Annotated in this window: 30 protein-coding genes; 20 read left to right on the top strand and 10 right to left on the bottom strand. The window is 71.4% G+C overall.

Annotation, left to right across the window (positions count from 1 at the left end):
- The first annotated feature begins 153 nt into the window (after positions 1-153).
- The 5 genes from M1L60_RS24995 to M1L60_RS24975 are packed head-to-tail and all read left to right on the top strand — an operon-like array spanning position 154 to position 5,091.
- Complete coding sequence (locus tag M1L60_RS24995) at positions 154-2,070, top strand: hypothetical protein (RefSeq protein ID WP_253239935.1); 1,917 nt, start codon at positions 154-156, stop codon at positions 2,068-2,070.
- Complete coding sequence (locus tag M1L60_RS24990; RefSeq protein ID WP_253239934.1) at positions 1,986-2,585, top strand: hypothetical protein; 600 nt, start codon at positions 1,986-1,988, stop codon at positions 2,583-2,585. The genes M1L60_RS24995 and M1L60_RS24990 overlap by 85 nt, the downstream gene beginning before the upstream one ends.
- Positions 2,586-2,612: 27 nt before the next feature.
- The gene (locus M1L60_RS24985; protein WP_253239933.1) at positions 2,613-2,921 is read left to right on the top strand and encodes a DUF6403 family protein; all 309 of its coding nucleotides are present in this window, start codon (positions 2,613-2,615) and stop codon (positions 2,919-2,921) included.
- Positions 2,918-4,228: a hypothetical protein gene (locus M1L60_RS24980; protein ID WP_253239932.1), complete on the top strand. Its 1,311-nt coding sequence runs from the start codon at positions 2,918-2,920 to the stop codon at positions 4,226-4,228. The genes M1L60_RS24985 and M1L60_RS24980 overlap by 4 nt, the downstream gene beginning before the upstream one ends.
- Positions 4,225-5,091 carry a hypothetical protein gene (locus M1L60_RS24975; RefSeq protein ID WP_253239931.1) on the top strand — a complete coding sequence of 289 codons (867 nt, stop codon included), beginning with the start codon at positions 4,225-4,227 and terminating at the stop codon, positions 5,089-5,091. The genes M1L60_RS24980 and M1L60_RS24975 overlap by 4 nt, the downstream gene beginning before the upstream one ends.
- On the opposite strand, the gene M1L60_RS24970 is transcribed toward M1L60_RS24975, so the two are convergent.
- Entirely contained in the window at positions 5,075-5,710 is a 636-nt protein-coding gene (locus M1L60_RS24970) for a type 1 glutamine amidotransferase domain-containing protein (protein ID WP_253239930.1), read from the bottom strand. The two genes, M1L60_RS24975 and M1L60_RS24970, sit on opposite strands and share 17 nt — an antisense overlap.
- Positions 5,711-5,791: 81 nt before the next feature.
- Between M1L60_RS24970 and M1L60_RS24965 the strand changes: the two genes are divergently transcribed.
- The 6 genes from M1L60_RS24965 (at position 5,792) to M1L60_RS24940 (ending at position 10,217) form a co-directional block, all read left to right on the top strand.
- Positions 5,792-6,658 carry a LysR family transcriptional regulator gene (locus M1L60_RS24965; RefSeq protein ID WP_253239929.1) on the top strand — a complete coding sequence of 289 codons (867 nt, stop codon included), beginning with the start codon at positions 5,792-5,794 and terminating at the stop codon, positions 6,656-6,658.
- A 317-nt stretch (positions 6,659-6,975) separates the two neighbouring features.
- On the top strand, positions 6,976-7,260 hold the full coding sequence (locus M1L60_RS24960; RefSeq protein WP_253239928.1) for a monooxygenase family protein: 285 nt from the start codon (positions 6,976-6,978) through the stop codon (positions 7,258-7,260).
- Between the two features lie 86 nt (positions 7,261-7,346).
- Positions 7,347-7,649, top strand: coding sequence for an EthD domain-containing protein (locus M1L60_RS24955; protein ID WP_253239927.1), 303 nt, complete (start codon positions 7,347-7,349; stop codon positions 7,647-7,649).
- A 344-nt stretch (positions 7,650-7,993) separates the two neighbouring features.
- The gene (locus M1L60_RS24950) at positions 7,994-8,551 is read left to right on the top strand and encodes a hypothetical protein (RefSeq protein ID WP_253239926.1); all 558 of its coding nucleotides are present in this window, start codon (positions 7,994-7,996) and stop codon (positions 8,549-8,551) included.
- Between the two features lie 45 nt (positions 8,552-8,596).
- Entirely contained in the window at positions 8,597-8,749 is a 153-nt protein-coding gene (locus M1L60_RS24945; protein ID WP_253239925.1) for a hypothetical protein, read from the top strand.
- Between the two features lie 61 nt (positions 8,750-8,810).
- Entirely contained in the window at positions 8,811-10,217 is a 1,407-nt protein-coding gene (locus M1L60_RS24940; RefSeq protein WP_253239924.1) for a dihydrolipoyl dehydrogenase family protein, read from the top strand.
- On the opposite strand, the gene M1L60_RS24935 is transcribed toward M1L60_RS24940, so the two are convergent.
- The 3 genes from M1L60_RS24935 to M1L60_RS24925 form a co-directional block, all read right to left on the bottom strand.
- On the bottom strand, positions 10,174-10,692 hold the full coding sequence (locus M1L60_RS24935) for a helix-turn-helix domain-containing protein (protein ID WP_253239923.1): 519 nt from the start codon (positions 10,690-10,692) through the stop codon (positions 10,174-10,176). The two genes, M1L60_RS24940 and M1L60_RS24935, sit on opposite strands and share 44 nt — an antisense overlap.
- A 120-nt stretch (positions 10,693-10,812) precedes the next feature.
- Positions 10,813-11,643, bottom strand: a complete 831-nt coding sequence (locus M1L60_RS24930) for a M23 family metallopeptidase (protein WP_253239922.1) — start codon at positions 11,641-11,643, stop codon at positions 10,813-10,815.
- Complete coding sequence (locus M1L60_RS24925) at positions 11,640-12,146, bottom strand: ArsR/SmtB family transcription factor (RefSeq protein ID WP_253239921.1); 507 nt, start codon at positions 12,144-12,146, stop codon at positions 11,640-11,642. The genes M1L60_RS24930 and M1L60_RS24925 overlap by 4 nt, the downstream gene beginning before the upstream one ends.
- Positions 12,147-12,200: 54 nt before the next feature.
- On the opposite strand from M1L60_RS24925, the gene M1L60_RS24920 reads away from it, so the two are divergent.
- Positions 12,201-12,737, top strand: a complete 537-nt coding sequence (locus M1L60_RS24920; protein WP_253239920.1) for a hypothetical protein — start codon at positions 12,201-12,203, stop codon at positions 12,735-12,737.
- Here M1L60_RS24920 and M1L60_RS24915 read toward each other — a convergent pair.
- The gene (locus M1L60_RS24915) at positions 12,734-13,309 is read right to left on the bottom strand and encodes a TetR/AcrR family transcriptional regulator (RefSeq protein WP_253239919.1); all 576 of its coding nucleotides are present in this window, start codon (positions 13,307-13,309) and stop codon (positions 12,734-12,736) included. The two genes, M1L60_RS24920 and M1L60_RS24915, sit on opposite strands and share 4 nt — an antisense overlap.
- 113 nt (positions 13,310-13,422) lie before the next feature.
- On the opposite strand from M1L60_RS24915, the gene M1L60_RS24910 reads away from it, so the two are divergent.
- Complete coding sequence (locus M1L60_RS24910) at positions 13,423-13,923, top strand: SigE family RNA polymerase sigma factor (protein ID WP_253239918.1); 501 nt, start codon at positions 13,423-13,425, stop codon at positions 13,921-13,923.
- Positions 13,920-15,035 (top strand): hypothetical protein, encoded by a 1,116-nt coding sequence (locus M1L60_RS24905; protein ID WP_253239917.1) that lies wholly within the window; start codon positions 13,920-13,922, stop codon positions 15,033-15,035. Before M1L60_RS24910 ends, M1L60_RS24905 begins: the two co-directional genes overlap by 4 nt.
- On the opposite strand, the gene M1L60_RS24900 is transcribed toward M1L60_RS24905, so the two are convergent.
- Positions 15,032-15,451, bottom strand: a complete 420-nt coding sequence (locus M1L60_RS24900; protein ID WP_253239916.1) for a MarR family winged helix-turn-helix transcriptional regulator — start codon at positions 15,449-15,451, stop codon at positions 15,032-15,034. The two genes, M1L60_RS24905 and M1L60_RS24900, sit on opposite strands and share 4 nt — an antisense overlap.
- 101 nt (positions 15,452-15,552) lie before the next feature.
- On the opposite strand from M1L60_RS24900, the gene M1L60_RS24895 reads away from it, so the two are divergent.
- The 4 genes from M1L60_RS24895 to M1L60_RS24880 are packed head-to-tail and all read left to right on the top strand — an operon-like array spanning position 15,553 to position 18,175.
- Positions 15,553-16,935, top strand: coding sequence for an MFS transporter (locus M1L60_RS24895; protein WP_253239915.1), 1,383 nt, complete (start codon positions 15,553-15,555; stop codon positions 16,933-16,935).
- A 5-nt stretch (positions 16,936-16,940) separates the two neighbouring features.
- Entirely contained in the window at positions 16,941-17,267 is a 327-nt protein-coding gene (locus M1L60_RS24890) for an oxidoreductase (protein ID WP_253239914.1), read from the top strand.
- Positions 17,248-17,466, top strand: a complete 219-nt coding sequence (locus M1L60_RS24885) for a hypothetical protein (RefSeq protein ID WP_253239913.1) — start codon at positions 17,248-17,250, stop codon at positions 17,464-17,466. Before M1L60_RS24890 ends, M1L60_RS24885 begins: the two co-directional genes overlap by 20 nt.
- Positions 17,459-18,175, top strand: a complete 717-nt coding sequence (locus M1L60_RS24880; protein ID WP_253239912.1) for a mycothiol-dependent nitroreductase Rv2466c family protein — start codon at positions 17,459-17,461, stop codon at positions 18,173-18,175. Before M1L60_RS24885 ends, M1L60_RS24880 begins: the two co-directional genes overlap by 8 nt.
- On the opposite strand, the gene nhaA is transcribed toward M1L60_RS24880, so the two are convergent.
- The 3 genes from nhaA to M1L60_RS24865 form a co-directional block, all read right to left on the bottom strand.
- Entirely contained in the window at positions 18,165-19,469 is a 1,305-nt protein-coding gene (gene nhaA, locus M1L60_RS24875) for a Na+/H+ antiporter NhaA (protein ID WP_253239911.1), read from the bottom strand. The two genes, M1L60_RS24880 and nhaA, sit on opposite strands and share 11 nt — an antisense overlap.
- Before the next feature lie 67 nt (positions 19,470-19,536).
- The gene (locus M1L60_RS47935; RefSeq protein WP_253239910.1) at positions 19,537-20,988 is read right to left on the bottom strand and encodes a MutS-related protein; all 1,452 of its coding nucleotides are present in this window, start codon (positions 20,986-20,988) and stop codon (positions 19,537-19,539) included.
- A complete protein-coding gene (locus M1L60_RS24865) occupies positions 20,985-22,481 on the bottom strand; it encodes a MutS-related protein (protein WP_253239909.1) in 1,497 nt (498 codons plus the stop codon). Before M1L60_RS24865 ends, M1L60_RS47935 begins: the two co-directional genes overlap by 4 nt.
- A gap of 113 nt (positions 22,482-22,594) precedes the next feature.
- On the opposite strand from M1L60_RS24865, the gene M1L60_RS24860 reads away from it, so the two are divergent.
- Both M1L60_RS24860 and M1L60_RS24855 read left to right on the top strand, forming a co-directional pair.
- Positions 22,595-23,749, top strand: coding sequence for an outer membrane protein assembly factor BamB family protein (locus M1L60_RS24860; protein ID WP_253239908.1), 1,155 nt, complete (start codon positions 22,595-22,597; stop codon positions 23,747-23,749).
- A gap of 117 nt (positions 23,750-23,866) precedes the next feature.
- Positions 23,867-25,402 (top strand): GAF domain-containing protein, encoded by a 1,536-nt coding sequence (locus M1L60_RS24855; protein ID WP_308208536.1) that lies wholly within the window; start codon positions 23,867-23,869, stop codon positions 25,400-25,402.
- A 4-nt stretch (positions 25,403-25,406) separates the two neighbouring features.
- On the opposite strand, the gene fxlM is transcribed toward M1L60_RS24855, so the two are convergent.
- Positions 25,407-26,378, bottom strand: a complete 972-nt coding sequence (gene fxlM / locus M1L60_RS24845; RefSeq protein WP_253239907.1) for a methyltransferase, FxLD system — start codon at positions 26,376-26,378, stop codon at positions 25,407-25,409.
- Between the last annotated feature and the right edge of the window lie 29 nt (positions 26,379-26,407).

The raw sequence follows: 26,407 nt of genomic DNA, 5'->3' as shown, positions 1-26,407 counted from the left end.
GGAGGACCTCACGGGGCAGCGGCGGCATCGACCCATCCCTGACCTGGTGGTGAATCCACGGGGGTGGGGGTGTCCGCATGGCGGCCACGAGGCGGCTACTCGGCGCGTTCCTGGCCGTTCCGGCACAACCGGTCGCGGCTGATCCCGCGCGGGATGAAACCTGGACCATCGGGGTCGAGGCTCTACCTCTACCTGCTCCGGGTGGTCGACAACAAGAACATGCAACGGCTGCGGGATCTGATGCGGGAGACCGTGGAGCAGAACGCCGGACGTGCGAGCGGCGACAAGCTGCCGGTCATTCTTCCGCAGATCGTGGCGATGCGGCCGGTTCCGGTGGATCTGCGACTGAAGCCGAAGGGCGTTCCTTTCGAGCAGATGCCCGAGCCCCCGCCGGAGGCGATCACGAGGACGCGGGCCGGCCGGCGGGGATCACTGGCCGCGGCCGGCCAGGTCGCGGCGGCCGGCGCCGCGGACGATTTGCTGGCCGCGTCCCCGGAATCGGCCGAGGAGGCGAAGCTGCTCGCCGCGGTCGACGCGGAGGAGGCCGCCGCCGAGGGCTACGCCGACGCCGACGAGGCCGGCATGACCCCGGACCAGCTCGGCGGGGTCGACTTCTCCACCCTGGAACTGCGCTACGTCGCCGACACCTACGACGGCGGGGTCGGGGCCGGGCTGCAGTACGCCTACCAGGTCGATCCCGATCCGAAGGCCGAGGTGTCGTTCGGCGGGCAGCGATCGTCCCGGCTGGCCGCCGACTCGTTCTTCACCTGGCTGGCCCTGCCCCCGTCGAGCTTCACGGTCAACCTCAACCCGGACGACCCGGCCGACATCATGGACGCGAAGCTGGGCCGCACCGAGGCCGGCCGGGCCCTGCTCGACGCCGATCTCCAGATGAAGAAGACGGTCTCGAAGCTGATCCACCCGGACACCACGAACGGCAAACGGTTCTGGGACCAGCTGCGGGGCAAAACGCCGTGCCTGTCGATGCGGCAGTGGATCGTGCCGCGGCCCGCGGTGGTCCGCGAGCAGGGCCACGAGCTGTTCATCCTCGACGCGCCGCTCGAGGTCAAGATGGAGACGGAGTACTACCGGACGAAGACCTCGGCCGACTGCCCCGGCCATGCGACAGCGGACGCCGAGAACAACGAGAACGTCTACCGGCTCACCGTGCTGCCCGACCTGCAGAAGGCCGTCAACCAGGCCCCCGAGTACGCCGATCTGCGCCGGGTCTATGCCAGCCGGGTCGCCGCCGAGTGGTACCGCGACCGCAGCGCGACCAAGCCGACCGCGTACCGCCACCTGATCGACTCCGGTGACGTCAGCGCGTGGCCCCTGCACGAGCCCTGGACGCCCGAGGACACCTGGAACCGGTTCGCCGTGGTGGTGCTGGTGACCGGCGTCCCGGCCGGGGTGGCGTGGCACGCGAGGTTCATGACCGGCACGGCCATCGGCACGCTCGGGCTGATCGCGGCAGCGGTCGCGGCCGGTGCGGCGCGCCCTCGATGCCCCGGCCAAGGGCACCGGCCGGTGGCAGTCGGTCCGGCGGCGCGACGATCCCCGCTGGGCGGTCGGGCTGGCCGCGGTGACGGCGCTGGTCTTCGCGGTGACCGCGGGCCTACTCGGCATACGCCCGAGGGACCCGGCCCCGGCCGCGCCGGCCGCTCCCGTCGCGGCCGCCTCCTCGACCCCGCCGCGGGACGTCATCTACACGGTCAGCGCGCCGAGCACGGTCACCTGGATGGAGATCGTCCACGTCGACGCGCAGGGCAAAGCGCAACGCACCATGTCCGCGCCGACCGGCCTGCCCTGGGTCCAGCCGGTTCGCACCGGGCCCGGCACCGATTTGCGCGGAGTTCGGTCACAAGCGGCTGCTCGATTTCGAGTCCGGCACGAACATCGAGGCCACCAGCAACGGCGTCACCTGCAGCTCGCCGCCGTCCGACCTGCTGGTCATCAACCTGCAACCCACGGCCGAGTCGGCCCGGGTGTCGCATAGCGGCTCGCTCGACGACTTCAAGTCCACGGCGCTCGCCAACAAGTGGCCGACGATCCTGGTCGAGGACGTGGTGAGCGGCGCCGACGAGAGCTGGCTCGACTACTTCCTGGGCAGCGGCCGCAACCAGAACAAGGAGTATCAGCTGCGGCTCCGGCGCGGCGCGCTGATCGTCACGCTGGTGCTGAGCAACATCGACGAGGAGACGCAGAAGGATCCGCAGGGCACGCTGGTCGCCCTGGCCGACCGGGTGCTGCAACGGGTCGGTGACCTCGGCCGCACCGACACCGGGGTCACCCCGATGCTGCGGCTCGAGGTCGGCGGCAAGGGCAAGGCGCAGCAGATCCTGTACTCGGTGCCGGACCACAAGTTCGCGACCTTGAAGAACGTCAAGCTGCCGTGGAAGATCGATCTGCCGCTGGCCGACCGGGGCGACAGCCTCCGGAACTTCATGCTCTCGGGTCAGACCCCGATCGCTCGCAACGGCTATCCGTCCGCGGTGTCCTGCCGGGTCGTCGCCGACGGCACGGTCCTTGAGCAGGCGCAGAACATCGGCTTCGCCAGCTGCGGGGGTCACCTGCCGGCCAGCTGAGATCGCGTAGGGCAGAATAGCCAGGTCATGTCGTTGTCCTGGTGGGTCTGGCTGGTCGGTGGAGTGCTGTTGTTCGTCGCCGGCGTCGGCTCGGTTCTGGTGCCCCGGCGGCGGGCCGCGACTCTGGAGCGGCGGGTTGCCTGGTCGGCCGCGCGGGCCGCGGTCGATCGGGCGACGGTGAGCCGGGACGCGGTTTCCGCCCGCGTGCCCGAGGCGGATCGGCTGCTGGCCGAGGCCGAACTGGTGGTGGCCGGGGGCGGCGGGGCCGGTGCCGCGCGCACCGCCGCCGAGTACGCCCGGCAGGCCGACTCGATGTGGCGGGCGGCCGCGCGGTGAGGGGCTGGCTGCGCTGGATCGCCCTGGGTGCGGCGGCCGTGGTGTTCGTCGTGTTCCTGGTCGCGCAGCGGCAGAGCGTGACGGTGAGCTACGGGCAGTCGCCCAGTTCGGGCAACACCGTCACCGAGGGGTCGGCCGGCGAGCTCGGTACGGCCACCGTGCCCTCGACCGCCGAGATGACCGCGCTGGTCAGCGCCCAGCCGGTGGTGCGGCTGCCGGGCGCGGTGGCGCACTGGGACGAGCAACGCGTGCGGGCCGCCATCGGGAACGCCCCCGACATCCGGATCATCGTCGCCCCGCCGGGGCTGGACGAGGCCGAGCGCACCCGGGTCCGCGAGGTCAAGGCGGCCACCGTACGGGTGATCGGCACCCAGGTCACCGGCGGTCTCTACCAGTCGACGGCGGATCAGCTGGGGGAGTGGCGGGCCCAGTTCGCCACCGGTGACGTGACCGCCGCCCTGGTCGCCCTGATCTCCGCCATCCGGAAGGTGGACGCCCCGGCCGCGCCGCCCGTCGACCCGGGATGGCGCGAACCGACCGCGGCCGAGCTGGCCCCGGTGTTGGCTGACTTGCGTAAGAGCGGGCCGTACACCGGGCCCGGCGCCGTGTCCGCCTTCCCGGGCCGGTCACCGCTGGTGGTGACTCTGGCCCGTCAGCCGTACGGTAAACCGCTCCCGCACTACGGCCGCGCGCTCGAAAAGGTCTTTCCGGACACCCCGATCCTGGTGATGTACGGCGACTGGATCGAGTACACCGGCCCCCAGGCAGCCGACTTCGCCGAGCTGGTCGCGGTCACCTTCTACGCGCAGAGCGGCGACCGGATCAGCCGCTACGCCTATCCGCAGCGCAACATCCTCAACGCCTACCTCAACCGGGTCACCGACGTCCGGTACGCCGGCCTGTTCGACCGCCCGCTGCCGTACGTCCCGTTCGATCCGTTGCGGGTCGGCCTGCCCGCCCTGCCCTGGCTGTTCGCCGTCTGCGTGCTGGTGTTCCTGCTGCTGTCGGTGCGTCCCGCGGCCCGGCCCACCAGCCGTCGCCGGCCGACCGCGGCGCCGGCCCGGCTGGCCGCGCTGGCCGCGCTGGCGGTCGAGCAGTCGGCCCTGACCGGCCGCGCCACCGATCCGGCCCTCACCCGCGGCATCACCCAGCTGACCGCCGCCCGCAGCGCGATCGAGGAGAAGCTGCCCGACCGGCACGTGCAGAGCCTGTTGAACGCCGCGGAGGCCGAACTGGACGAGGTCGGCCGCGGCCTGCCCTACCCGGGCTATCGGCCCGGCGAGTACCTGCGGGGCGGACCGTCGTGAGGCGATTGTTCGGCCTGGCCGTGCTCGGCTGCCTGGTGCTCGCGGGCTGGGCTCTGTGGGCCGGCGGCCTCTTCGACGACCCGGTTTCCCGTACGGTCCGCAGCTCCTCGGTCTATGCCGCGCCCGGCTACGACCTGGACCGGGCGGCGGCCGAGCGGATCCTCGGCAACCGCCGGGTCGTGGTGCTGCTGCTCGAACCCGGCGCCGACCTGCGCGACAGCTGCCGCAGCACCGAACGGGCGGCCGAGGGCACGGTCGTGCTGGCCGTCAAGCCCGACGGCGAGGGCGGGTTCGACCGGTACGGCTGCGCCTGGCTGCCGGACCGCGACGACGAGAACTTCGGGCGCGCGGCCGTGGCCGAGACGACCATCGGCGGCGGCATCGACGCGGTGGCCGACCGCCCGCTGGAGGCCCTCAAGGTCATCGCCATCAACTACGACCGGCTCGTGCGGGCGGGCACGGTGCCCGACGGCGGCCGCACCATCAGCCCCTCGCTGCCCCGCTACCTGCTGGCGGCGGCCGCCTTCACCGGCGTGATCGGCGGGGCGGCCGCGGTGTGGATCGGCGGCCGGCGCGCCGCGCGCACGGCCGAGGCCCGGCGAACCCGCCGGCAGGAGGCCGCCGACCGCCGCAGCACCCTGAGCGCGGCCTCGGCCACCCTCGCGCAGCAGATCATCGACCTCGACCGGCGGCCCCGCAAACGGCGGTCGAAGGCCGACCGCAAGATCCGGCAGTACGCGGCCGACTACGCCGGCCTGCTGGCCGAGATCACCGCGGCCGACAGCGCGGGCGGCTCCGACGAGCAGTGGACCGTGCTGACCGACCGGTGCCGCCGGTTGAGCCGCCTTATTTCACAGCTTTGAGCAGCTCGGCCGCGGTCGCCGCCGACGAGGCCGGGTTCTGGCCGGTGATCAGCGGGCCGTCGACGACGACGTTCGGCTTGAACGCCTCGCCCGCGCTGTAATCGGCGCCGAGCGCGACCAGCCTGTCCTCGAGCAGCCAGGGCGCCTTGGGGGCCAGCCCGGCCAGGCCCTCCTCCTCGTTGCTGAACCCGGTGACGCGACGGCCGGCGACCAGCTCGCGGTCGACCGGCAGCAACGCGGCCACGCCGTGGCAGACCAGGGCGACGGGCTTGCCGGCCGCCAGCGCCTTCCCGAGCAGAGCGGCCGAGGCGGCGTCCCGGGCCAGGTCTTCCATGGGCGCGTGCCCACCTGGGTAGAAGACCGCGGCGTACGAGTCCAGGTCGACGTCCTCGAGCCGGAGCGCGGCCGGAACAGCCGGGGCCGCGGCGCCGTCGAGGCTGCCCTGGTCGACGACCGGGGTCACCCCGCCCGGAGTGGCGACGTCGACGGTGTGCCCGGCCTCGGTCAGCGCGCGGAACGGCTCGGCGAACTCCTCGGCCCAGAAGCCGGTGGGGTGCCGGGTGCCGTCGTTCAGGGTCCAGTGGTCGCTGGCGCTCATCACGAACAAAATGCCGGCCATGGTTGATCTCCCGTGCTGGTCGTGGTTGACAACGGCAACCGTAGGCCGGGGGAGCATCGGGTTCCCAATAGAATTGTCGGTATGGCCGATCGCATTTCCGATGGCAGCCTCGACCAGCTCCGCACCTTCCTGGCTGTCTACCGGGCCGGCTCGATAACGGCAGGCGCTCGCGCCGTGGGTCTGTCACAGTCCACGGTCACCAGTCAGATCCAGGCGCTGGAGCAGCAGTCCGGGCGTCAGTTGTTCGACCGGGTGGCGCGCGGTGTCCGCCCGACTACGGTCGCCGACGACCTGGCCGCCCGGGTCGCGGCGCCGCTCGACGACCTGGCGCTGGCTCTGGCCGGTTCGACCCCGTCAGCACCGCCGGAACCCGTGCACCTGGCCGGGCCGGCCGAGCTGATGGCCGTACGGGTGCTGCCCGGTCTGGCCTCATTGGTGGCCCGCGGCGTCCGCCTGCGGATCACCACCGGGCTGGCCGACGACCTGCTCGAGGGTTTGCGGCAGGGCCGTTTCGACCTGCTCGTTTCCCCGGTACGACCCCGGGGCCGCACGCTGTCGGCCACGCCGCTCACCGACGAGGAGTTCGTGCTGGTCGCGGCCGGGCCGCTCGATGTCGAGACAGCGCCCCTGATCGCGTACGCCGAGGATGTGCCGATCGTCCGCCGCTACTGGCGCCACGTGTTCGGCCGCCGCCTGACCCTGCGCCCGGCCGTGGTGATCCCCGACCTGCGCGGGGTGCTGGCCGCCGTGGTCGCCGGGGCCGGATGGTCGGTGCTGCCGCGCTACCTGTGCGAGGCCGAGCTGGCGTCGGGCACGCTGATCCTGTTGCGCGACCCCGACGACCCGCCGATCAACACCGGCTTCCTGGTGCAGCGGTCGCCCGTACTCGCCGGAACCCATCCGGCCCTGGTCCGCGAGTCTCTGCTGCGGTCCGGTCCGACGTGGTGAGGCCCGGATCCAGAAACCGTCAAGTGCGCGGTCAGGTCCGGCGCCCAGCCTGACCCGGAAATGGTGAAGGGAGGTCCCATGACGACCCGCGTCAATCGGCAGGCCGTCGATCTGTCGTTCTATCCCGACCTGACCGTCGTCTACCCGGGGATGCGTGTGAACCGGCTCTACGGGCTGCGCACCCTGCTGGGGTACGGCCCGCAGATCGGGAGGTCGGCCGACGACCGGCCCGACGGGCTGCTGCGGCACGAGTCGTTGCTCTGGTCGCTGTTCCCGATGCACGTGGGGATCCGCCAGACTGGCGGGATCTGCCCTCGTTGCCGGCCTGGGCCCGGTCGGAGCCGCATCGCCTGTGGTGGCGGGACTTCCTGCGGGACAGCGGCGGCACCGGCTTCTGGCACGAGACCTACCTGCTCCGGGGCGGGATGGAAGCGGTCTACGACGACATTCCCGAGCCGAAGGGGTTCGCCGCCTTCGCCTCCGTGCAACCGGCCCGCGGCGCGATGTTCGGGTCGGCGGCCCGGGTCGGCCGCCCGCACGAGGACACCGCGCCGGTTCTCAGCGAGGACGAGCTGTACTGGTCGCTTCGTCCCGTGAGGTAGAACGTTCGGTCTTGACGCTGTTCTACCGACCGGCTAGCGTCGCCTCAGACAGAACGTTCGTTCTGTATTACGCGGAGGAGGCCACCATGCCCACCAAGATCACGCTGGTCATCGACAACCCCGGGAACCCGGACGAGTTCGAGAAGGTCTACGCCGGGGTGAAGTCGGCCGCGGGAACGTTCCCCAGGGTCCGGCGGATCGAGTCGGCCAAGGTGTGGCCGAAGGAGGACGGCACGGCGACCCCGGCCTACCGCACGCTCGACCTGTACTTCGACAGCTACGAGGACGCCTCGGCCGCGGTCGCCACGCCGGTCGCCGGCGCTGTCTTCGGCGGCCTCATCGGGACTGAGGTGCCGTTCAAGGGTCTGTTCTCGGAGATCGAGGGGTAGCCGGTCACCGTGGATCGTCGGTGGAGCGGGACAGCTCCGCCCAACCGTCGATGTCGCGGTCGACGGCGGCGCGGGCGGCCCGGACGACCCGCAGCACGTCCGAGCCGAGAACGAGGTGGCCGGGCGGCTGCGGGCTGTCGATGATCCGCAGGACGGCGGCGGCCGCGCGGGCCGGGTCGAGATCCCCAAGCCTGGTCGGAACGAGTTCGGCAGAGCTCCACGTGGCGAGTTGGGCCGACTCCCGTGTGACAAATTTGACGGATAGAACGTTCGGTCTTGACTTCGCCCGAGTGGGGCGGTCATGGTGAGTGGCGACAGAACGTTCGTTCTTCCAAAGGATTGCTATGACTACTTTCGCCGCCACCGGCATCTCGACTACGGCGGCCGCCTTGCGGCGGCTGTACTTCGCGCGGGCCGCCTTCGCCGTCGTCTGGGCCGGCATCACGTTCGCGGTTGCCGACGAGCTGACCGCGGTCACCACCGCGCTCCTGGTGATCTACCCGCTGGTCGACGTGGCGGCCGCGATCATCGACGCCCGCGCCTCGCGGTCCTCCGGGTCGCCGGTGCTGCTTTACGTGAACGTCGTGGTCAGCCTGCTCGCCGCGGCCGGGCTGGCCGTCGCCGGTTCCTCCGGCATCCCGGCCGTGCTGCGGGTGTGGGGCGCCTGGGCCGTCGTGGCCGGTCTGGTCCAGCTGTTTGTCGGAGTGACCCGCCGCAAGATGGGCGGCCAGTGGCCGATGATCTTCAGCGGTGGCCTCTCCGTGCTGGCCGGCGGGTCGTTCATCGCCGGTGCCTCCGCGGCCGACCCCGCGATCACTAATGCGGTCGGCTACGCCATCCCCGGCGCCATCTTCTTCCTCATCGCCGCCATCCGCCTCGGCCGCGCCGCGAAGGCCAACTGACACGAGCGGCACCGCGGATGGCTCGGTCGCGCCGCGAAGGCTGACATGAGCGACGCCGTGGACAGCTCGGCCGCGCTGCGTAGGGCGGCTGACCTGAGCGCTGTTGGCGATGGCTCGGCCGCGCTGCGAAGGGCAATCGAGGTGGGTGCTGCCGGCGACGGCTCGGCCCCCGGAGGCCGGGCCGCGAAGGGCAACTGACATTAGTGACGCCGCGGACGGTGCGGCTGCGGCGCTGGAGACAATGCGAGAGGGCACTGACATGCGCGAAACCACGTACGACGTTGTTGTGATCGGGGCCGGGCCGGTGGGGGAGAACATCGCCGATCGGCTGGTGCATGGTGGCCTCACGGCGGCCATTGTCGAGCGGGAGCTGGTCGGGGGTGAGTGTTCCTACTGGGCCTGCATGCCGACCAAAGCGTTGCTGCGCAGCGCCGGGGCTCTGCGAGCGGCCCGGAACGTCGCCGGGGCCCGCGAGGCGGTCACGGGAAATCTTGATGCGGCGGCTGTGCTCGCCCGCCGGGATTCGTTCGCCTCGAACTGGAAGGATGACGGTCAGGTCGCCTGGCTGGAATCGGCTGGGATCAAGCTGTACCGGGGTCAGGGCCGGATCGTCTCGGAGCGCGTCGTCGAGGTGGCCGGGACAACCCTGACCGCGCGGCACGCGGTGGTCGTCGCGACCGGCTCCGGCGCGCTCGTCCCCGACATCGAGGGTCTGCGTGAGGCTGAGCCGTGGACGAGCCGGGAGGCGGCCGCGGCGAGCGCGGTTCCCCGCCGGCTGGCTGTCATCGGCGGTGGCGTCGTCGCTTCGGAGATGGCTACCGCCTATTCGAGCCTCGGCGCCGAAGTCACCATGCTGGCCCGCGACGGCGTCCTGCACCAGGCCGAGCCTTTCGCCGGTGAGCGGGTGACCCAGGCCCTGCGGGAGTCCGGTGTGGACGTACGGGTCGGGGCCGAGGCCGTGTCGGTGACGCGCGACGAGTCCGGGACCGTGCACCTCACGCTGGCCGACGGCGACACCGTCGAGGCCGACGAACTTCTGGTCGCCATCGGGCGTACGCCCAACACGCAGGACATCGGCCTCGACGCCATCGGCCTGAAGCCGGGCTCCTGGCTCACGGTCGACGACGCGCTGCGGGTCGAGGGCGCCGGCGACTGGCTGTACGCCGCGGGCGACGTGAACCGGCGGGTGCTGCTGACCCACCAGGGCAAGTACCAGGCCCGCGCGCTGGGCGACGCGATCGTGGCCCGGGCCCAGGGGGAGAAGACCGAGACCGGTCCGTGGGGGCGGCACGCGGTGACGGCCGACGAGCGGGCGGTGCCGCAGGTCGTGTTCACCGACCCCGAGGTGGCGTCGGTCGGGCTGACCGCGGCCGCGGCCGAGCAGGCGGGGTTGCGTACGCGGGTGATCGATTTTGATCTGGGCGCGGTCGCCGGTTCGGTGCTGCACGCCGAGGGCTACCAGGGTCAGGCCCGGATGGTGGTCGACGAGGACCGTCGCGTGATCGTCGGTTTCACCCTGGTCGGGCCGGACGTGGCCGAGCTGATCCACGCGGCCACGATCGCCGTCGTCGGCGAGGTGCCGATGGAGCGGCTGTGGCACGCCGTCCCCGCCTTCCCCACGGTCAACGAGGTCTGGCTGCGGCTGCTCGAGGCGTACGGTCGCTGACGTCCTCGCTCGGGGGCACGCCGAACAGGCGGCGGTACTCGCGGCTGAACTGCGACATGCCGCCGTAGCCGACCGCGTGACCGACCCCGGCCACGTCACCGGGGGCGGCCGCGAGCCGGATCCGGGCCTCCTGCAGGCGCAACTGCTTCTGGTACTGCACCGGGCTCATCATGGTGGCCGCCCGGAAGTGCCGGTTGAGCGTGGCCACGCTGACCCCCACGTGCCGGGCCAGGTCGTCGGCCCGGACGGCCCGATCATAGTGGTCCTCGAGCCAGCGCGCGGCCCGGCGGGCGATCGTGAAGCGCTCGTCGGCCCGCCCCACCTGCCGCACCAGCCCACCCGGCGGCCCGGTGAGCAGCCGCCAGTGGATCTCGCGCTCGAGACCGGGGGAGAGGACGGCGAAGTCGCGCGGCCGCTCGACCAGACGCAACAGCCACAGGATCGCGCCGAGCAGGTCGTCGTCGGCGGTGGCCACCCCACCGTCGGCAAGGTCCTCGGCGTCCGCCGCACAATCGACGACGCCACATTCCTGGCCGGCATCCGCGACCAGTTCAGCCTCAACGCCCGCGCCGTCACGCTGTGACCGGGGCCGGCCTCAAGCCTGGATGATCTGGCCGTTCTGCGGGAAGGTGGGCAGCGCGGTGGGCTTCGGCTTGCCGGTGCTCCAGCGTGGATCCTTCTGCTCGTCGGTGGCCGCGTCCGGCCAGTGCATCGGGAGGCCGGCGGCCGCAGTCACGCGGGCGCGGTCCATGAGTTGGACGTGCAGGTGTGGTTCGGAGGTGTTGCCGGTGTTGCCGACATCGCCCAGGTGATCCCCGGTCGCCACCCGGTCGCCGGGGCGGACCCGGGTGGACCGGTGGCGTAGGTGGGCGTAGGCCGCGAAGGTGCCGTCGTCGTGCTCGACGATCACGTGGTTGCCGAGGATGAAGGGCGCTCCGCCCAGTTCGCGGGCGAAGGCTTCCACCGTCATCATGCTGATCAGGGTCGGCCAGGTGTCGCGGCTGCGGTGGTCACGCTGCCGGTCCGTCGACCGGACGACCGTGCCGGCGGCCATGGCCCGGACGGGCTCGCCGAAGCACGGGTACGTCTCGGGGCGGCGGGTGCGCCAGGACCAGCCGATCGAGGTCGCGGCGTCCGGCGACGGGCGGAGGATGTCCACCGCGTACGTCTGCCCGTAGGCCTTGACCCCGTGGCTGGGGACGGCCGTGCCGGGGCTGTTGAGCACGACCCAGCGGCCGCGCACCGGCGGGGCCAGATCGGTGGGCGGCCGATCGGCGCGGGGTGGCCGCACCAGGCCGAGTGCGAACAGCGCGGCGATCAGCCCCAGCTCGAGCAGCCGGGGAGCGGGCACGACGGTCGAGGCGACGACGGCCAGCACGAACAGCCGGATCCACCAGGTCTGCGCGGAAGCAACGGCCCGTTTCATCGGCGGCCCGCCAGCAGCGTGGTGAGCAGCGGCACGACCCGGCCGACGGGAACCTCGTAGCGCCCGCCGCCGACGGTGTGCAGCCAGCCGGCCGCGACCAGCTGGCGCAGGTGGTGATAGACCTGACCGCTGGTTCCCATGCCCTCGACGGCCATCAGGTCGTGGGCCGTGACGGCGCCGGCCAGCACCCGGGTGAGCAGGCGGATGCGGGCCGGGTGGCCGAGGGCAGCGAGCGCGGCGACGTGCTGCGACCAGTCAGTGTCGAGCAGCTCGGCCGTGCCGGCGCCCTCCTGCCACCGCGCCACCCGTCCATCGGGAAGCGTCACACCACCGGTGATCAGAACAGCGCCCGGTTCGTCGACCCGCGCCAGAAGCCCTTCGAGCGCCCAGAACACGTCGGCGTCAGGGCTCGCCGGACCCCCGCCGGCGGTCACCGGGCCCCGGAGTTTCTCTTCGAGATCGGCCACGCGTCGTTCGAGCGCGGCCAGCCGGGCCTCATCCATGAGCCAAGGATAACGTAATTACGTATAGCCGTACGGGTGGGTCTGGAATGATGTATGGATATGGCTGAGGATGAACTGACTGCCGTCCGGCGGCGGCTCCCGCGAGGGACGCGGGTCAAAGGCCGGGTGGCCGGCTACCCGGTCGGGCTGGGAAGGGCGGGCCTGGCCGTCGACCTCGGCGATCCGGTTCCGGGCTGGGTGGATGTGCTGCAGTTGCCCCGGGAGCCCTCGCTTTGGCCGCCCGTTGGGCGCAGCGGCTTCTTCGAGGTGCTCCAGCACCGCGGGCACGAGGTGCGGTTGTTTCCGCTCGATGCCGGTATGCGCGATCGGGACAACCGCGGCCGGCGGTGTACCGGTCCGGAATGGGCGGAGCTCACCCGCCGCCGGCCCGTGGGCGCCCGTATCGACGCGACAGTCGAGTACGTCTATACCAGCAACCGGGAGTACCACGTCAGGTTCGGCGACTGGCATGAGACGGTCGAGTACGAGGGCTCTCCGCCGGACGTGGGAACCCGGGTGACGCTCACGGTCGAGAGACAGTCGGAATGGACTCGCACGCTGATTCTTCGGCCCTGCGACTCACGTAGCTAGCGCTGGCCGTGGATGCGGACCAGGCCCTCGATGCCGCGGAGGAAGGTTTCGGTCACCAGGGCGGGGTCGAAGAGGCAGCCGGCGGCCATGGCGCCGTCGCGGAGCATGGCGAAGTGGCGGGCGGCGGCGTCGGAGGAGTCCTCGGCGACCTGGGCCATCAAGGTGGTCAGCGTGTCCAGGAACCACTGGCGGTGGGCGATGATCTGCTGGTGTACCGGGTGGGTGGGGTCGGGGAACTCGGCGGCGGCGTTGAGGAAGGCGCAGCCGCGGAAGCCGGGGCGGCGGATCATGCCGGCGATGGTGTTCGCCACGGCCAGCAGTGAGTCGGCGGCGGTGGTGTTGGCGGCGATGGCCGCGGTGATGGCGGACCGCTCCATCTGGTGCACCTCTTGCAGGTAGGTGACCACCAGGTCGTCCTTGCTGGGGAAGTGGCGGTAGAACGTGGCCCGGGTCACCTTGGCCTCGGCGACGATGCGGTCGACGCCGACCGAGTGGATGCCGTCGGCGTAGAAGATCTGGGTCGCCGTGCCCAGGAGCCGCTGCCTGGCCTCGGAGGGTGCACCGCGCATCATGCTCGCCATCCTAACGGATAGAACGTTCGGTCTGCATATTGAACGATAGCGTGCAGCAGATTCCGGGAGGATCGCGTTCTAACCCTAGGAGCGCCCACCGACGGGGAGGACGGATGAGCTTCGAGGAGTTCGCGGCGGCGCGGTTGAACGCGCTGTTGCGATATGCGGTGCTGCTCAGCGGCGACCGCGAGGAGGCCCGGGACATCGTCCAGGAGGTGCTGGCCCGGGCGCTCGTGAAGTGGGGGCGGATCGGGTCGGTGCAGGATCCGTACGGCTACGTGCGGCGGATGGTGACCAACGAGTTCCTGTCGTTGCGGCGGCGCCGGCGGGTGTGGACGGTGCCGCTGGGCCAGGAGACGGTCGACGGGGCGTCGGCGCCGCGGACGCCAGAGCCGCCCGAGCCTGACGACGACCTGTGGCGCCTGTTGATGGGACTGCCGCGGCAGCAGCGGGCGGTGATCGTGCTGCGGTACTACGAGAGCCTGAGCGACCTCGAGATCGCCGAGGTGCTCGGCTGTCGCACCGGGACCGTTCGGAGTAACGCCAGCCGGGCCCTGGCCACGTTACGGGTCGAACTCGACGAACCCACGACCAGCGAAAGGATTTCCTCGTGACGAGCCTCGACGAGCTCAAGAGCACTCTCGAGCAGCGCGCCGGGCTCGCTCCGGACCCGAGCGGCCTGGTCGAGCAGGCCCGGGCCGGGGCCGTACGCCTGCGCCGCCGCAACCGGATCCGCGCGGTCGCCGCGGCCGTGGTCGCCGTGGGCCTGGTGGTGGGCGTGCCGTCGGTGGTGCGGTCGTTCGCGTCCGAGCCGCCGCCGAACCCGGCCGGGCCGATGACCTATTACCGCGAGCCGTCCCAGCTCACGTTGGAGCTGGCGCCCGACGACATCCACTTCACCATGCTCCACGGCACGCTGGGCAAGACGCAGTTCCTCCTCGCGCGGGGGCTCAAGAACGGCGGGGGCGGCGCCGGGGGCACGGTCGCGGCGCACGACCCGGGCACGTTCGACCCGACCCGGCTGCGTCGCGGCGAGCCGGTCACGGTGCAGGGCCGGCCGGGCTTCTATGTGGATCGGCTGGACCCGCCCGCGCCGGCGTCGTCCGGCCCGGACGGCGGACCCGGTGCGGCGTGGCGGGTCGGCGCGGCCGTGGGCTGGCAGGACCCGTCCGGGGTCTGGGTGACCGTCTACGAGGCCAACAGTCGCGCGTCCATCTTGCGGCTGGCCGAGGCCGTGCGGCTGACGTCCCCCCGTACCGCGCGCACCCCACTGCATTTCGGCTGGGTGCCGCGTGATCTGCCGGTCAGCTACGTCAGCAGCCGGGACGTGGCCGAGTACGGGGTGGAGGCGCATGTCGGGTTCGGCGGCCCGGCTCAACTGCCCGGTCCGCAGTCCGATCCGTTCTTCGACCTGCCTTACGAGACCCCGCTGACCATCACCGCGCTGTCGATGGAAGGCATCATGACGGCCTGGGGCGAGGACTACGCCCAGCGCCCGATGCGCCCCATCAACGGGCACAAGACCTGGTACGCCGAGGGTCAGGCCGGTCCGATGAACGTCGGCGACGGCAGCGTGATGATGATCGACGCCGGCTCGTGCGCGATCACCGTCGTGGTCAAGGACCGCCAGGCCATACCCGAGGCCGACGTCGTGCGGATGGTCGAGAACATGACGATCGGCACCTGCGAGGACATCACGGACTGGACCCCGGTAGTAGGGCCCTAGCCGGCCAGCGCTTCGATCTCCCCTGTCACGGGGCGGGGGAGATCGGCCGGTCGCATCCGCTCGGCCAGCACGGCCAGGTGGGTCGCGCGGGCCTCGCCGTGCCGCTGCCGGCCGGCCTCGGTGAGCTCGACCACGACGCCGCGGCGGTCGGCCACGCAGTGGATGCGCTCGACCAGGCCGCCCTTCTCGAGGCGGGCCACGGTGCGGGACAGCGCGGACTGGCTCAGATACATCGCCGCGGCCAGCTCTTGCATGCGGGGCCGCTCCATGGCCTCGGAGAGGCGGTCGAGCGTCTCGAAATCACTGAGCGTGAGCCCGTGCGCCTCTTGCAGCGCGCGTTCGAGGTGCGACGCGACCTCGTTGTAGCTGGACAACAGGGTCCGCCACCGGTCGACCAGGCAAGTCTCAGCCTCCATGCCCAGCATCCTACCCAGCTCGCCGACTCCATGCCCACGAAAATGTTGCGTGCGACTCATATGCGTGTGCATTCAATGCGTACGCATGTAACTTCCTCGGCATGTCAATGACTGAAACCGGTACGCCGGTCCCGCTCCGCTGGTCGTCGCGCTTATGGGGAGTCCTCGCGGTGCTGTGCATCGTCGTCTTCCTCGACGGGCTCGACATCTCCAACATCGGCGTGGCCCTGCCGTCCATCGGCGCCGAGCTGGGCCTGTCCACGACCTCGCTGCAGTGGGTGGTCAACGGCTATGTGCTCGGCTTCGGCGGCCTGCTGCTGCTCGGCGGCCGCACCGCCGACCTGCTCGGCCGGCGCCGGGTCTTCCTGGTCGCGGTGGCCGTCTTCACCGTCGCGTCGCTGATCGGCGGCCTGGTCGACGACGGTGGCCTGCTGATCGCCACCCGCTTCATCATGGGCCTGGCCGCCGCGTTCACCGCGCCGACCGCCCTGTCGATCCTGACCACCACGTTCCCCGAGGGCCCGGCCCGCAACAAGGCGCTGGCCATCTTCACCGCGTTCAGCGCCAGCGGCTTCTCGTCCGGCCTGATCCTGGGTGGGGTGCTGACCAACCTCGGCTGGCGCTGGAACTTCCTGGTGCCGGTGCCGCTTGCCCTGGCCGCGCTGATCGGTGGCATGCTGCTGATCGCCCGCGACCGGCCCCCGAGCTCGGGCGGTCAGGACCTGGGCGGCGCCGTCACGCTCACCGCGGGCATGCTGCTCACCGTGTACGCGGTGGTCACGACCACCTGGGGGCTGCTGATCCCGGCCGCGGCGCTGCTGGCCGCGTTCGTGGTCATCGAGAATCGCGTCCGGCACCCGCTGGTGCGTCTCGGCATTCTGCGTACGGGATCGATCGTGCGGGCCAACGTCAGTCTCGTCGTGCTGATGGGCTCGTACGTCAGTTTCCAGTTCATCATGACGCTCTACCTGCAGGACGTTCTGGGCTGGTCGCCACTCAAGGTCGCCCTGGCCATCCTGCCGCTCGGCCTGGTCGTCGTGTTCGGATCCCCGTACGTGGGAAAGCTCGTGAGTTCGTGGGGCACCGGCCGGCTGATCGCGATCTCGATGGCGCTGCTGACCCTCAGCTACCTGTGGATCCTGGTCACGGCGGGCAGCGACCCCCACTACCTGGTCCAGATGCTGCCGACGATGCTGCTCAACGGGGCCGCGTTCGCCTTCGGTTACGGCACCATCATCACCCAGGCCACCGACGGCGTCGCCGACCACGAGCAAGGGCTCGCCTCGGGGCTCGTGCAGACCAGCGGCCAGGTCGGGACGGCCATGGTGCTGGCCGTGGTCAGCACGCTGGTCGCCACGGCCACCGCGACCGGCAGCTTCACCAGCTTCCGGCCCGGGCTGATCACGGTCACCGCGGTCGCGGCGGCCGGGCTGGTGCTGAACCTGGTCCCGCTGCTCACGCCCGGCCGCCGGATCGGCGCCTGATCGTCATGTCAGTTCAAGACCTGTTCGAACCGCTGACCCTGTTGCACGGCCCGGCGATGAGGAATCGCTTCATGCTGGCCCCGCTGGTCAATCAGCAGAGTGATCACGACGGCTCCGCGTCGGAATACGATCTGGACTGGATGAGCCAGGTCGCCCGCGGTGGCTACGCGCTGGTGCAGACCGGCGCCACCACCGTCGAGGCCGGCGGCATCGCGTACGAGCGGCAACTGGGCATCCACAGCGACGCCCACGAGCCCGGGCGGGCGTACGCGTGGTGGTGGGAAAATCACGAGCGCGCGGCGGGCCGGGCAGATGATCGACGAGGGCTGTGACTTCGTCCTGATCGGGCGGGCCGGCATCCTGCGGCGGAACTTTCCCGAGCGGGTGCGGGCCGACCCGGCCTACGAAAGCCCGAAGTTGCCGGTGACGGCGCAGTTCCTGCGCAGTGGCGGGCTGAGTGAGCGCCTCATCAACCACCTGCGGCGGTGGCCGTACTTCCTGCTCGAGGAGAGAGGGTTCCACTATGACTGACATCAACTTCTACTTCGATCCGATCTGCCCGTTCGCCTGGATGACCAGCAAATGGATCCGGATCGTCCAGCGGCAGCGCGACTACAGCGTCGACTGGCGGTTCATCTCGCTGCGCCTGATCAACGCGCACATCGACTACGACAGCCACTTCCCGCCGGAGTACGAGGCTCAGCACACGGCAGGGCTGCGGCTGCTGCGCATGGCCTCGGCCGTCCGTGAGCAGCACGGTCGCGAGGCGATCGGACCGTTGTACGCCGCATTCGGGGCCCGGATTCTCGAATCCGGGCCCGACGCGGGCCGCGAGCCGGGCTGGCAGGGTACGCCGGAGCTGGCGGCAAGTTCGCTGGCCGAGGCCGGGCTGCCGGCGACGTTGGTCGAGCATCTCGACGACACGTCGCGGGACGCCGAGATCCAGGCCGAGTCGGACGAGGCGCTGGCGTTGACCGGCAAGGACGTGGGCACGCCGATCGTGCACTTCGAGCCGCCGCACGGGGTCGCGTTCTTCGGCCCGGTGATCAGCCGGCTGCCGGACGAGGAGCAGGCCGCGGAGTTGTGGGACCACGTCGTCGGGCTGGCCCGGTTCCCGGGGTTCGCCGAGCTCAAGCGCAGCCTGCGCGAGCAGCCCCAGCTGCCGTCGTTCGGCGTCACGACCGACGGGACCGGCAAGGTCGAGGACTGGCACGCCGGAAGCCGCCGCCTCAAGAAGTAGGCCCGTACGGGGTGGGGTCCCACGGGTCGGGGATGCCGTCGGCATCGCTGTCGCGTTCCTCCTCCTCACGGATCCGCTTGTAGTGGCGGTTGCGGGCCCGCAGCACCACCATGGCCAGCAGCGCCGAGATCAGCGACCCGATGAGGATGCCGAGGCGGGCGTGCTCGTCCTTCTCACTGCCGGCCCCGAAGGCGAGCTCACCGATCAGCAGCGACACGGTGAACCCGATCCCGGCCAGCAGGGCCACGCCGAGGACGTCCCACCAGCTGACGTTGCCGAGGGTGGCCCGGGTGAACCGCTGCACCAGCCAGGTCGTGCCGAGCACGCCGACACATTTGCCGACGACCAGGCCGAGCACGATGCCGATGGTGACCGGGTCCCGCAGTGTCTCGCCGAGCCCGCCCGCCCCGGCCACCGACACCCCGGCGGCGAAGAAGGCGAAGACCGGCACGGCGAACCCGGCCGAAATGGGGCGCCACCGGTGCTCGAAATGCTCGGCGAGGCCCGGGCCGGCCTCGCCGTCGCGGCGGAGCACCGGCACCATGAAGCCGAGCAGGACCCCGGCCACGGTGGCGTGGACGCCGGACGCGTGCACCAGCGTCCACGTCGCCGCGGCCAGGGGCAGCAGCACCCACCACGAGTGGACCCGCCGCTGCACCAGCACCGCGAACAACCCGAGCGGTACGAGTGCCGCCACCAGCGGCAACACCTGCAGGGAGCTGGTGTAGAAGATCGCGATGATCAGGATGGCCAGCAGGTCGTCGACCACGGCCAGGGTGAGCAGGAACGTCCGCAGGGCCGAGGGCAGGTGGGTCGAGATCACGGCCAGGACGGCCAGCGCGAACGCGATGTCGGTGGCGGTCGGCACGGCCCAGCCGGCCAGGGCCCCGCCCGCGGCCGTGGCGTTGACGGCGGTGTAGATCAGCGCGGGTGCGGCCATGCCACCGACCGCGGCGGCCACCGGTAGCGCGGCCCGGCGCGGATCCCGTAGGTCGCCCGCGACGAACTCGCGCTTGAGCTCCAGGCCGGCCACGAAGAAGAAGATCGCCAGCAGCCCGTCGGCCGCCCACTGGGCCAGCGTCAGGTCGAGATGCCAGGCGGCCGGGCCGACCTCGATCGCGAGCAGGTCCTGATAACCCGACGACCACGGCGAGTTGGCCCAGATCAGCGCGAGGACGGCCGCACCCAGCAGGAGCGCGCCCCCGACGGTCTCGGCTCGCAGGATGTTGGCGATGCGGCTGACCTCGGGCCAGCTGCCGCGGCCGAACAGGTGGTGGCGGGGTGTTCCGGTCACGGGGCTCCTTCAGCGAGGCACGACAAAGCCATCGCCGACCAGACTTCCCGGCACACCGCGATCTAACTTACCGGATCCGCTGTTTCCACAGGTCGGCGCCGTGGCTGGAGGCCTCGGGCGGGGCCTCGCGCAGCTGGAAGGAGCGGTCGCGGTCGGCCCGCAGGAACACGGCGGGAAAGCGGTCACGGTCGGCGAAACAGCCGTCCGCGAGCGCGTGCAGGTGGGTGACGAACACGACGGTCACCCCCGCCCCGGTCATGGCGTCGAGGATGTGGCGGGCGATGTCCGACCCCTCGCGCTCGTTGGTCGACTGGAACGACTCGTTGAGCAGCAGCAGCGCGTGCGGCGCCACAGCGTCGGCGATCCTCGACATGCGGCGCAGTTCCTCGTCGAACTTGCCGCTGGTCCGCGTGGTGTCCTCGTCCTGGGCGAAGTGGGTGAAGACGCCACTGCGGGCCGGAGCGGTGAAGGTTGTGGCGGCCACGAACATCCCGGCCGCGGCCATCAGCTGGGCCAGGCCGAGACTGCGCAGAAAGGTCGACTTCCCGCCGCGGTTGGCCCCGGTGACCATGATCAGGGTGGCGCTGCCGGCGTCGAGGTCGTTGGCGGCGGCCGGGTGGTCGAGGCGCAACTGCAGACCCGGGTCGTACAGGCCGCGCGCGTTGAATTCCCCCGAAGTTCCTTCCCGTACGACCGGAAGCACGACCGTCGCGCCGCGCTCGCGGAGAGCCCGGCGCAGGTTGAGGCAGCCGCGATAGAAGGCGCTCTCGGCCCGCAGCGCGGTGAAGAACGCCAGCACCTGCCGCGCGGCCAGGATCGTGTCCTCGGCCAGCCCGGCCAGGGCCTGATCGCGCAACGAACCGAGCGCCCGGTGACCACCCTCGTCCCCGGCCGGCACCTTGTACGTGGCGCTCGGCTGGTTGGTCCGCCCGCCGCGCCGGAACAGCGAGCGCGCCTGCCGGTGCGGTTCGCGCATCACGAACGCCGCACCGAGCCGGGCCGACACCAACAGGTCACCCCGGACGACGAGCCGGTCGAGGCAGGCCGTGGCCGATTCCAGATACGCCTCGTCGAACTGCTCGCCGACCAAGGTGCAGAACTGCGTCACCCCGGCCGACGAGACGCGGGGCCGATACCGCTCGGTCACCCGGCGCAGCTCCCGCAGCAGCTGCACGAACGCCGTCAGCGCCGTGACCGACTTCTTGAGCAGCGCCTCCGGAGTGTCGACGAAGACGGTCCGGCCCGCGTCACGCTCGGCCTGGTGAGCCCGCTCGGCGACGTCGTACAGCTCCCGGGCGAAATCGGGTTCGTTCAGGAAGTCGGTGAGCACACCCTGCCGGCGGGCGACCTGTTCGGGTGACGGCGGAACCGACAGCAGCACGGCCCGGGCCGTCTCGGCGATCAGCTCCTCGCCGTCGGCCATCGCGTCGATCACAGCCGGCAGCCCGAGATCCGCGGCCACCTGCTCGGCGTGCGGGGCCGGCGCCGGCGGCTCGGCGAACAGCAGTCCCGGCCTCACGCGTGCGCCTCGATCCGAGTGCGGAGCTGGCCGCGGGTCAGGCCGTACCGCGCGGCGAGCGCGACCGCATGAGCCTCGCCGTCGGCCCGGGCCCGCACGACCCGGAAGTCCCGGTCGGCGACCAGCGAGACGATCCGCGGATCGAGCCGGGACAGCTCGTCGATGAACGTGACACACACGGCCGTCGCGTCCGCGTCCAGAACGGCCCGCAGCACGTCGGTGTTCATCGTGCGGGCGTCGACCCAGGTGGTCGAGCTGAACATCTCGTTCAGGACCACCACCGAGCGCGGGCCGACCCGGGTCAGCAGTCCGGCCACCCTCTCCACCTCGTCCTCGAGCCGGCTGGTCAGGTCGCCGGCCCGGTCGCCGCGCTCGAAGTGGGTCAGGATCGCGTCCGGCGCGTGCAGGGTCACCGCGCGGCCGGGGACGGGCAGGCCGAGCGCGGCCAGATGGTAGAGCTGACCGACCGTACGGGCGAAGGTGGTCTTGCCGCCCTGGTTGGGGCCGGTGATGACCAGCATCCGCTCGCCGTCACCCAGGACGGCGTCGTTCGTGGCCGGCTGCTGCCCGGCCGCGACCAGGCTGTGCGCGAGCAGGACGTCGAACGTGCCGAGGGCCTCGAGCCGGCCGTCCTGGCCCAGCTCGGGGCGGGTGAACGGCAGGCCCGCCGCTTGCAGCGGCGCGATGAAGTCGAGCCAGGCCAGGACGAACTGCAGCTCGCGCTCGACCTCGGCGATCACCGCGGGCTCGACCGTGGGGTGGGCGTCCAGGAAGCGGCCGACCCGGTCGAACACGTCGGGCGCCAGCTGCACGACCAGGTCGAGCACGGCGTCGTCCATCTGCTCCATCTCGATCCCGGCCCGCAGCTCGAACCGGTACGGCTCGACGTCATCGGCGCGGAACCGGTCGAAGGTGGCCCGGACGGCGGCGCTCAGGTCGTCCTGCCCGGCGAAGGGGGCGGCGGTGACCTCGGCGCCCGAGATGGCCAGGGTGTAGTGGATCTCGTCGAGCTCGGCCCGCAGCGCGGTCGCCTCCCGGGCCAGCTCGGCGAAGTCCGGTCCGGCCCGGTACGCCTCGAGCCAGGTCAGCCAGTCCCGCAGCCCGGTCGAGGCCGGCGCCGCGTTCGCGAGCGCATCAGTGACGTCGTTGATGACTTGGACGTACGACACCACGGCGGCCAGCCGGGTCCGCCGGGCTCGCGGCCGGTGCCGGGTGCGGTCGGCCCGCTCGAACTGCCGGGTGCAGCGGGCGCGGTCGTCACAGAACGTGCGCAGCGCGGCCCGCAGGCGCGGGTCGGCCAGATCGGCGACGACCTCCTGCCGTTGTCTGATTGTCGGACCGTCGGTCAGTCGGACACGGAAGGCCGGTACGAGGTCCGGTCGCTCCCGGCCGGCCACGACGGCGTCGACGAGCTGATCGAGCTGCAGGTCGGCGAAGTAGTCCGGCTCCGGGGCCGTGCGGGCCGGCGGTGCGAACAGGCCGGAATCACTCATCGTTGGTCTTCCTGCCGTGGGGTCGCCCGACCGGGTGAGCAGAGCGCCCGGCGCGCGTTCGTTCGCGACGTTACTTCGTACGGTGATCTTCCGTCCTGTCCTGAGGAGTTGCTGTGAGAAGTCGTTTCCTGGCGGTCGCCGCGACCGCGGGCCTGGTATTCGTGTCGAGCCCGGCCGCCGCGACGACTCCCGACACCTGGGGGCAGGAGGCGGGCCATGCGACCGGCGACTACTACAACCCGGGCGAGACCCGGCTCACCCCGGCCAACGCGGCCAGGCTCAAGCCGCGCTGGACCGTTCCGGCGGCGAGCGTGAAGTGCGCCGAACCGGCCGTGCCCCTGGTCGCCGGCCAACGGCTGATCACCGCGGCGTCGTACCAGATCAGGGGTTACGACGCGAGCACCGGGGCGCGGGTGTGGCAGACCCCGGTCACCGGCAAGAAGACGAGCATCAGCCTGGCCGCGATCGTGGGGAAGCGGCTGATCGCCCAGTACCGGGACTGCCGCTCCAACAAGGCGTTCCTCACCGCGCACGACGTCGCCACCGGCAAAGTGGTCTATCAGAAGCGGATTCCCGAGACCATGTACGACCTGGTCGTCGACAAAGGGATCGTGCTCGGCAGCGTTTGGGACGAGCCGATCAGCAAGTACGGGATCCGGGCCTACCGCATCGCCGACGGCGCTCGGGTGTGGGCGCGCGTGGGGTCGATCGGCGGCCAGCGCATCGTCGCCGACGGGAAGGTCCTGGTGGTGGGGGACGACAACAAGTCCACCGCGATCGACGTCACGACGGGCCGGGCGGTGTGGAAGGCCGGCGCGGGCTGTTTCACCCCGATCGGAGCGTCCCCGGACGGCGCCGCGTTCTACATGCGGTGCGACCCCGACGGCTTGATCCGGCGGGTCAGCTCGGCCACCGGAGCGGTGCTCGGGACCTTCCCGAGCCACGGCTCCACGATGGGGTTCGCCACCGACGGCGAACGGGTCTACCTGCACACGCTGGCCTCGACGATGATCGCCGTCGACGCCCGGGACGGCCGCCGGGTCTGGACGGCCACGTTCGCCGACGACACCCCCTACGGCTTCGCGATCGGCGGCGGCGTGGTCTACGGCTGGCGCAGCGACGGCCACCCGCTGGCCGCGTTCGAGGCGCGCACCGGCCGGGCCATCACGCTCGACGCGGGGACGTCGGCGTTGCGGGGCGCGCCGATCGTGGCCAACGGGCGGCTCTACGGCCGGATCGGTTCCACCGTCACGGCGTACGCACCCTGACCTTGGGTTGGTATGACCTTTGCCCTGCTCCTCACGTCGGTGCCGCCGTCCGCCGAACTTCCCAGTGGGGAGAGACAGGGGACGGTAATGGGCTGGAACAGCCGGCGCGGACCGCGGGTGGACACCGACGGGCAGGTGGCGGCCGAGGCGCGGGCCAACACCGACGCGGTGATCACCGTGGTGCGCGCGCTGCAGGACGCCAAGACGCCGGGGCGGGCCGCGCAGGCCGCCCTCGACGCGGTCCGCGAGGTGTTCGGCTGGGTGTACGGCTCGTACTGGCGGATCGACCCCGAAGGCAAGGTGCTGCGGTTCGCCGTCGAGTCCGGTGACGCCGGCCCCGAGTTCCGCCAGGTGACCCTGGAAGCCTCGTTCGCCGAGGGGACCGGCCTCTCCGGACGGGCCTGGCGAAACCGCGACCTGGTCTTCGTCCCCGACCTGGGGCAGGTGCGCGACTGTGTGCGGGCCCCCGTGGCCCAGCGGGTCGGGGTCAAGAGCGGCGTCTGCTTCCCGCTGATGGAGAACGGCCAAGTCGTCGGGACCATGGACTTCTTCGCCACCACCACCCTCGACCCGTCCGAACAGCGGCTGGAAACCCTGCGCAGCATCGGCCTGCTCGTCTCGCAGGCGCTGGAACGGGTCGCCGAAGCCGAACGGCAGCAACGGGCGGCCGCCGACATGGCCGCCGTCAACGCGGTGTTGCGGCAGGTGACGGCGGCCCGCGACGAGGCCACCGCGATCAGGGAGGCGCTCGACACGATCCGGCGCGAGTTCGGCTGGGCCTACGGAAGCTTCTGGGAGGTCGACCCGGAACGCAACGCCCTGGTCTTCCGGCAGGAGTCGGGCGACGCCGGCGAGGAGTTCCGCACCGTGACCCGGGCCGCCAGCTTCGCACCCGGAGTCGGCCTGGCCGGGCGGGCCTGGCGGGCCAAGGACATGGTGTTCGTGCCCGACCTGGCCGAGGTGAACGATTGCGTACGGGCCCCGGCCGCCCGGCGCGCCGGGGTGAAGGCCGGCGTGTGCCTGCCGCTGGTCGTACAGGGCCAGGTGATCGGCACCCTGGACTTCTTCGCCACCGAACGGATGTCGCTCTCCGACGGCCGGGCCGGCGCGCTGCGCAACACGGCGTTCCTGGTTTCCCAGGCCCTGCAAAGGATCCGCGAGGCGGCCCGCCTGGTCGGGGCGGGCACCGAACTGGTCGGCTCGATCGAACGGGTGGAACACAACGTGGGCCAGGCGGCCTTGGTCGCCGGTCAGGCCAGCACGGTCACCGGCGAGGCGAACGCGTTGGTGGCCCGACTGTCCGCCTCCAGCGCGAAAATCAGCGACGTGGTCCGGGTGATCACGACCATCGCCGAGCAGACGAACCTGCTGGCCCTGAACGCGACCATCGAGGCCGCCCGCGCCGGCGAGGCGGGCCGCGGCTTCGCCGTGGTCGCAACCGAAGTGAAGGATCTGGCCCAGAGCACAGCCCGAGCCACCCAGGACGTGACCGCCCTCATCAACGAGATCCAGACCGACGCCGGCAACGTGGTCGACTCGCTGGCCGCCATCCAGTCCATCGTCACCCAGATCAACGACACCCAAACCCTGATCAGCGGCGTCCTGGCCGAACAATCCGCAGTAACCCGCGACATCGTCGACGGCCGCGTCTAAGGCCTTAGAACCAGCTGATCGCGGTCAGCGAGTGGCGGCGGGGCACGAGCAGCCGGAGGCCATCGGCGTCCGGGAGGGCAGAGCCGGACGGGTGAATTGTGATCTGCGGGCCGGTGCTGCGGTGGTGGTCGTTCCAGGCGGTGAGCAGCATGATTATTTCGGCGGCCAAAGTCTCGGCGGCCGGGCCGAAGCCGTGGGCGCCGAACTGCCAGTTCTGCCCGCTGTTCTCGCGCAGCGTGAGGTAGGCGAGGCTGTCGCTGCTCAGCAGGGTGGGGCAGAAGAACCGGTCCTGGGGGTCCAGCAGGCCGGCGGTGCGGTTGCGGTCGACGTTCAGAATTCCGTACGGGCGGGGCTGGCTGGCCAGCCACAGCTGCACCGAGTCGAACGCCTTTCCGTCGCTCATCGCGGCGCTGACTGGTGACCAGAGGTCGACGCGTGGCATGTCGAGGGCCGCTCGCAGCAAGGTCTCGTCGACCTCGGTTGTCCGGTCGTCAAGGAGCAGGACGGCGTCTTCGCCGCGCAGCGGGATCCTGCGGGCAGGGTCACGGCCGAGGCCCTGCATCGGTACGAACCCGCACTGAATTGCCTTCGTGGCCAAGAGGTGGTCGTCACGGCGGCGGAGGGTCAGGCACCGGGTGTGGCCGCGCATCCGCAAGGGGACGACGAGAGCCCCGCTCGGTGGGAGATGCTCCAGCCAGGCCGGCGGGATGTCGCTGGACTCGACGGTCACGATGATCGCGTCGTACGGCCCATCAGCTGGATACCCGTCCGCGCCGTCGGCCTGCAGTACCCGGACCTGGGGGTAGCCGGCTTGGATGAGCGCACTGCGGGCGCCGGCGGTGACGCGGGGATCGATGTCCACGGTGACTGTGGTGCCGGTCGGTCCGACGACCTCGGCCAGCAGGGCGGCGTTGCAGCCGCCGGACCCGACCTCGAGAACCCGTGATCCGGGCCGGAGCCGAGCCTGCTCGATCATGTGCGCCTGAAGCCACTTCCCTATTAGAT

Origin of the sequence: Paractinoplanes aksuensis, from assembly GCF_024137025.1 — a bacterium.
GTDB classification, from domain to species: domain Bacteria; phylum Actinomycetota; class Actinomycetes; order Mycobacteriales; family Micromonosporaceae; genus Actinoplanes; species Actinoplanes aksuensis.
The sequence above is the reverse complement of the archived record's forward strand: the minus strand, read 5'-3'. Positions and strand labels throughout refer to the sequence as shown.

What these genes read in the sequence shown, in the direction of transcription:
- M1L60_RS24970 (WP_253239930.1), bottom strand. Translation starts at nt 5,710, where the DNA reads ATGGCCGGCATTTTGTTCGTGATGAGCGCCAGCGACCACTGGACCCTG.
- M1L60_RS24920 (WP_253239920.1), top strand. Translation starts at nt 12,201, where the DNA reads ATGGATATGGCTGAGGATGAACTGACTGCCGTCCGGCGGCGGCTCCCG.
- M1L60_RS24945 (WP_253239925.1), top strand. Translation starts at nt 8,597, where the DNA reads ATGAGCGACGCCGTGGACAGCTCGGCCGCGCTGCGTAGGGCGGCTGAC.
- M1L60_RS24950 (WP_253239926.1), top strand. Translation starts at nt 7,994, where the DNA reads ATGACTACTTTCGCCGCCACCGGCATCTCGACTACGGCGGCCGCCTTG.
- M1L60_RS24985 (WP_253239933.1), top strand. Translation starts at nt 2,613, where the DNA reads ATGTCGTTGTCCTGGTGGGTCTGGCTGGTCGGTGGAGTGCTGTTGTTC.
- M1L60_RS24885 (WP_253239913.1), top strand. Translation starts at nt 17,248, where the DNA reads ATGATCGACGAGGGCTGTGACTTCGTCCTGATCGGGCGGGCCGGCATC.
- M1L60_RS24865 (WP_253239909.1), bottom strand. Translation starts at nt 22,481, where the DNA reads ATGAGTGATTCCGGCCTGTTCGCACCGCCGGCCCGCACGGCCCCGGAG.
- M1L60_RS24900 (WP_253239916.1), bottom strand. Translation starts at nt 15,451, where the DNA reads ATGGAGGCTGAGACTTGCCTGGTCGACCGGTGGCGGACCCTGTTGTCC.
- M1L60_RS24965 (WP_253239929.1), top strand. Translation starts at nt 5,792, where the DNA reads ATGGCCGATCGCATTTCCGATGGCAGCCTCGACCAGCTCCGCACCTTC.
- M1L60_RS24955 (WP_253239927.1), top strand. Translation starts at nt 7,347, where the DNA reads ATGCCCACCAAGATCACGCTGGTCATCGACAACCCCGGGAACCCGGAC.
- M1L60_RS24995 (WP_253239935.1), top strand. Translation starts at nt 154, where the DNA reads ATGAAACCTGGACCATCGGGGTCGAGGCTCTACCTCTACCTGCTCCGG.
- M1L60_RS24930 (WP_253239922.1), bottom strand. Translation starts at nt 11,643, where the DNA reads ATGAAACGGGCCGTTGCTTCCGCGCAGACCTGGTGGATCCGGCTGTTC.
- M1L60_RS24890 (WP_253239914.1), top strand. Translation starts at nt 16,941, where the DNA reads ATGTCAGTTCAAGACCTGTTCGAACCGCTGACCCTGTTGCACGGCCCG.
- M1L60_RS24915 (WP_253239919.1), bottom strand. Translation starts at nt 13,309, where the DNA reads ATGATGCGCGGTGCACCCTCCGAGGCCAGGCAGCGGCTCCTGGGCACG.
- M1L60_RS24925 (WP_253239921.1), bottom strand. Translation starts at nt 12,146, where the DNA reads ATGGATGAGGCCCGGCTGGCCGCGCTCGAACGACGCGTGGCCGATCTC.
- M1L60_RS24880 (WP_253239912.1), top strand. Translation starts at nt 17,459, where the DNA reads ATGACTGACATCAACTTCTACTTCGATCCGATCTGCCCGTTCGCCTGG.
- M1L60_RS24910 (WP_253239918.1), top strand. Translation starts at nt 13,423, where the DNA reads ATGAGCTTCGAGGAGTTCGCGGCGGCGCGGTTGAACGCGCTGTTGCGA.
- fxlM (WP_253239907.1), bottom strand. Translation starts at nt 26,378, where the DNA reads ATGATCGAGCAGGCTCGGCTCCGGCCCGGATCACGGGTTCTCGAGGTC.
- M1L60_RS24895 (WP_253239915.1), top strand. Translation starts at nt 15,553, where the DNA reads ATGTCAATGACTGAAACCGGTACGCCGGTCCCGCTCCGCTGGTCGTCG.
- M1L60_RS24940 (WP_253239924.1), top strand. Translation starts at nt 8,811, where the DNA reads ATGCGCGAAACCACGTACGACGTTGTTGTGATCGGGGCCGGGCCGGTG.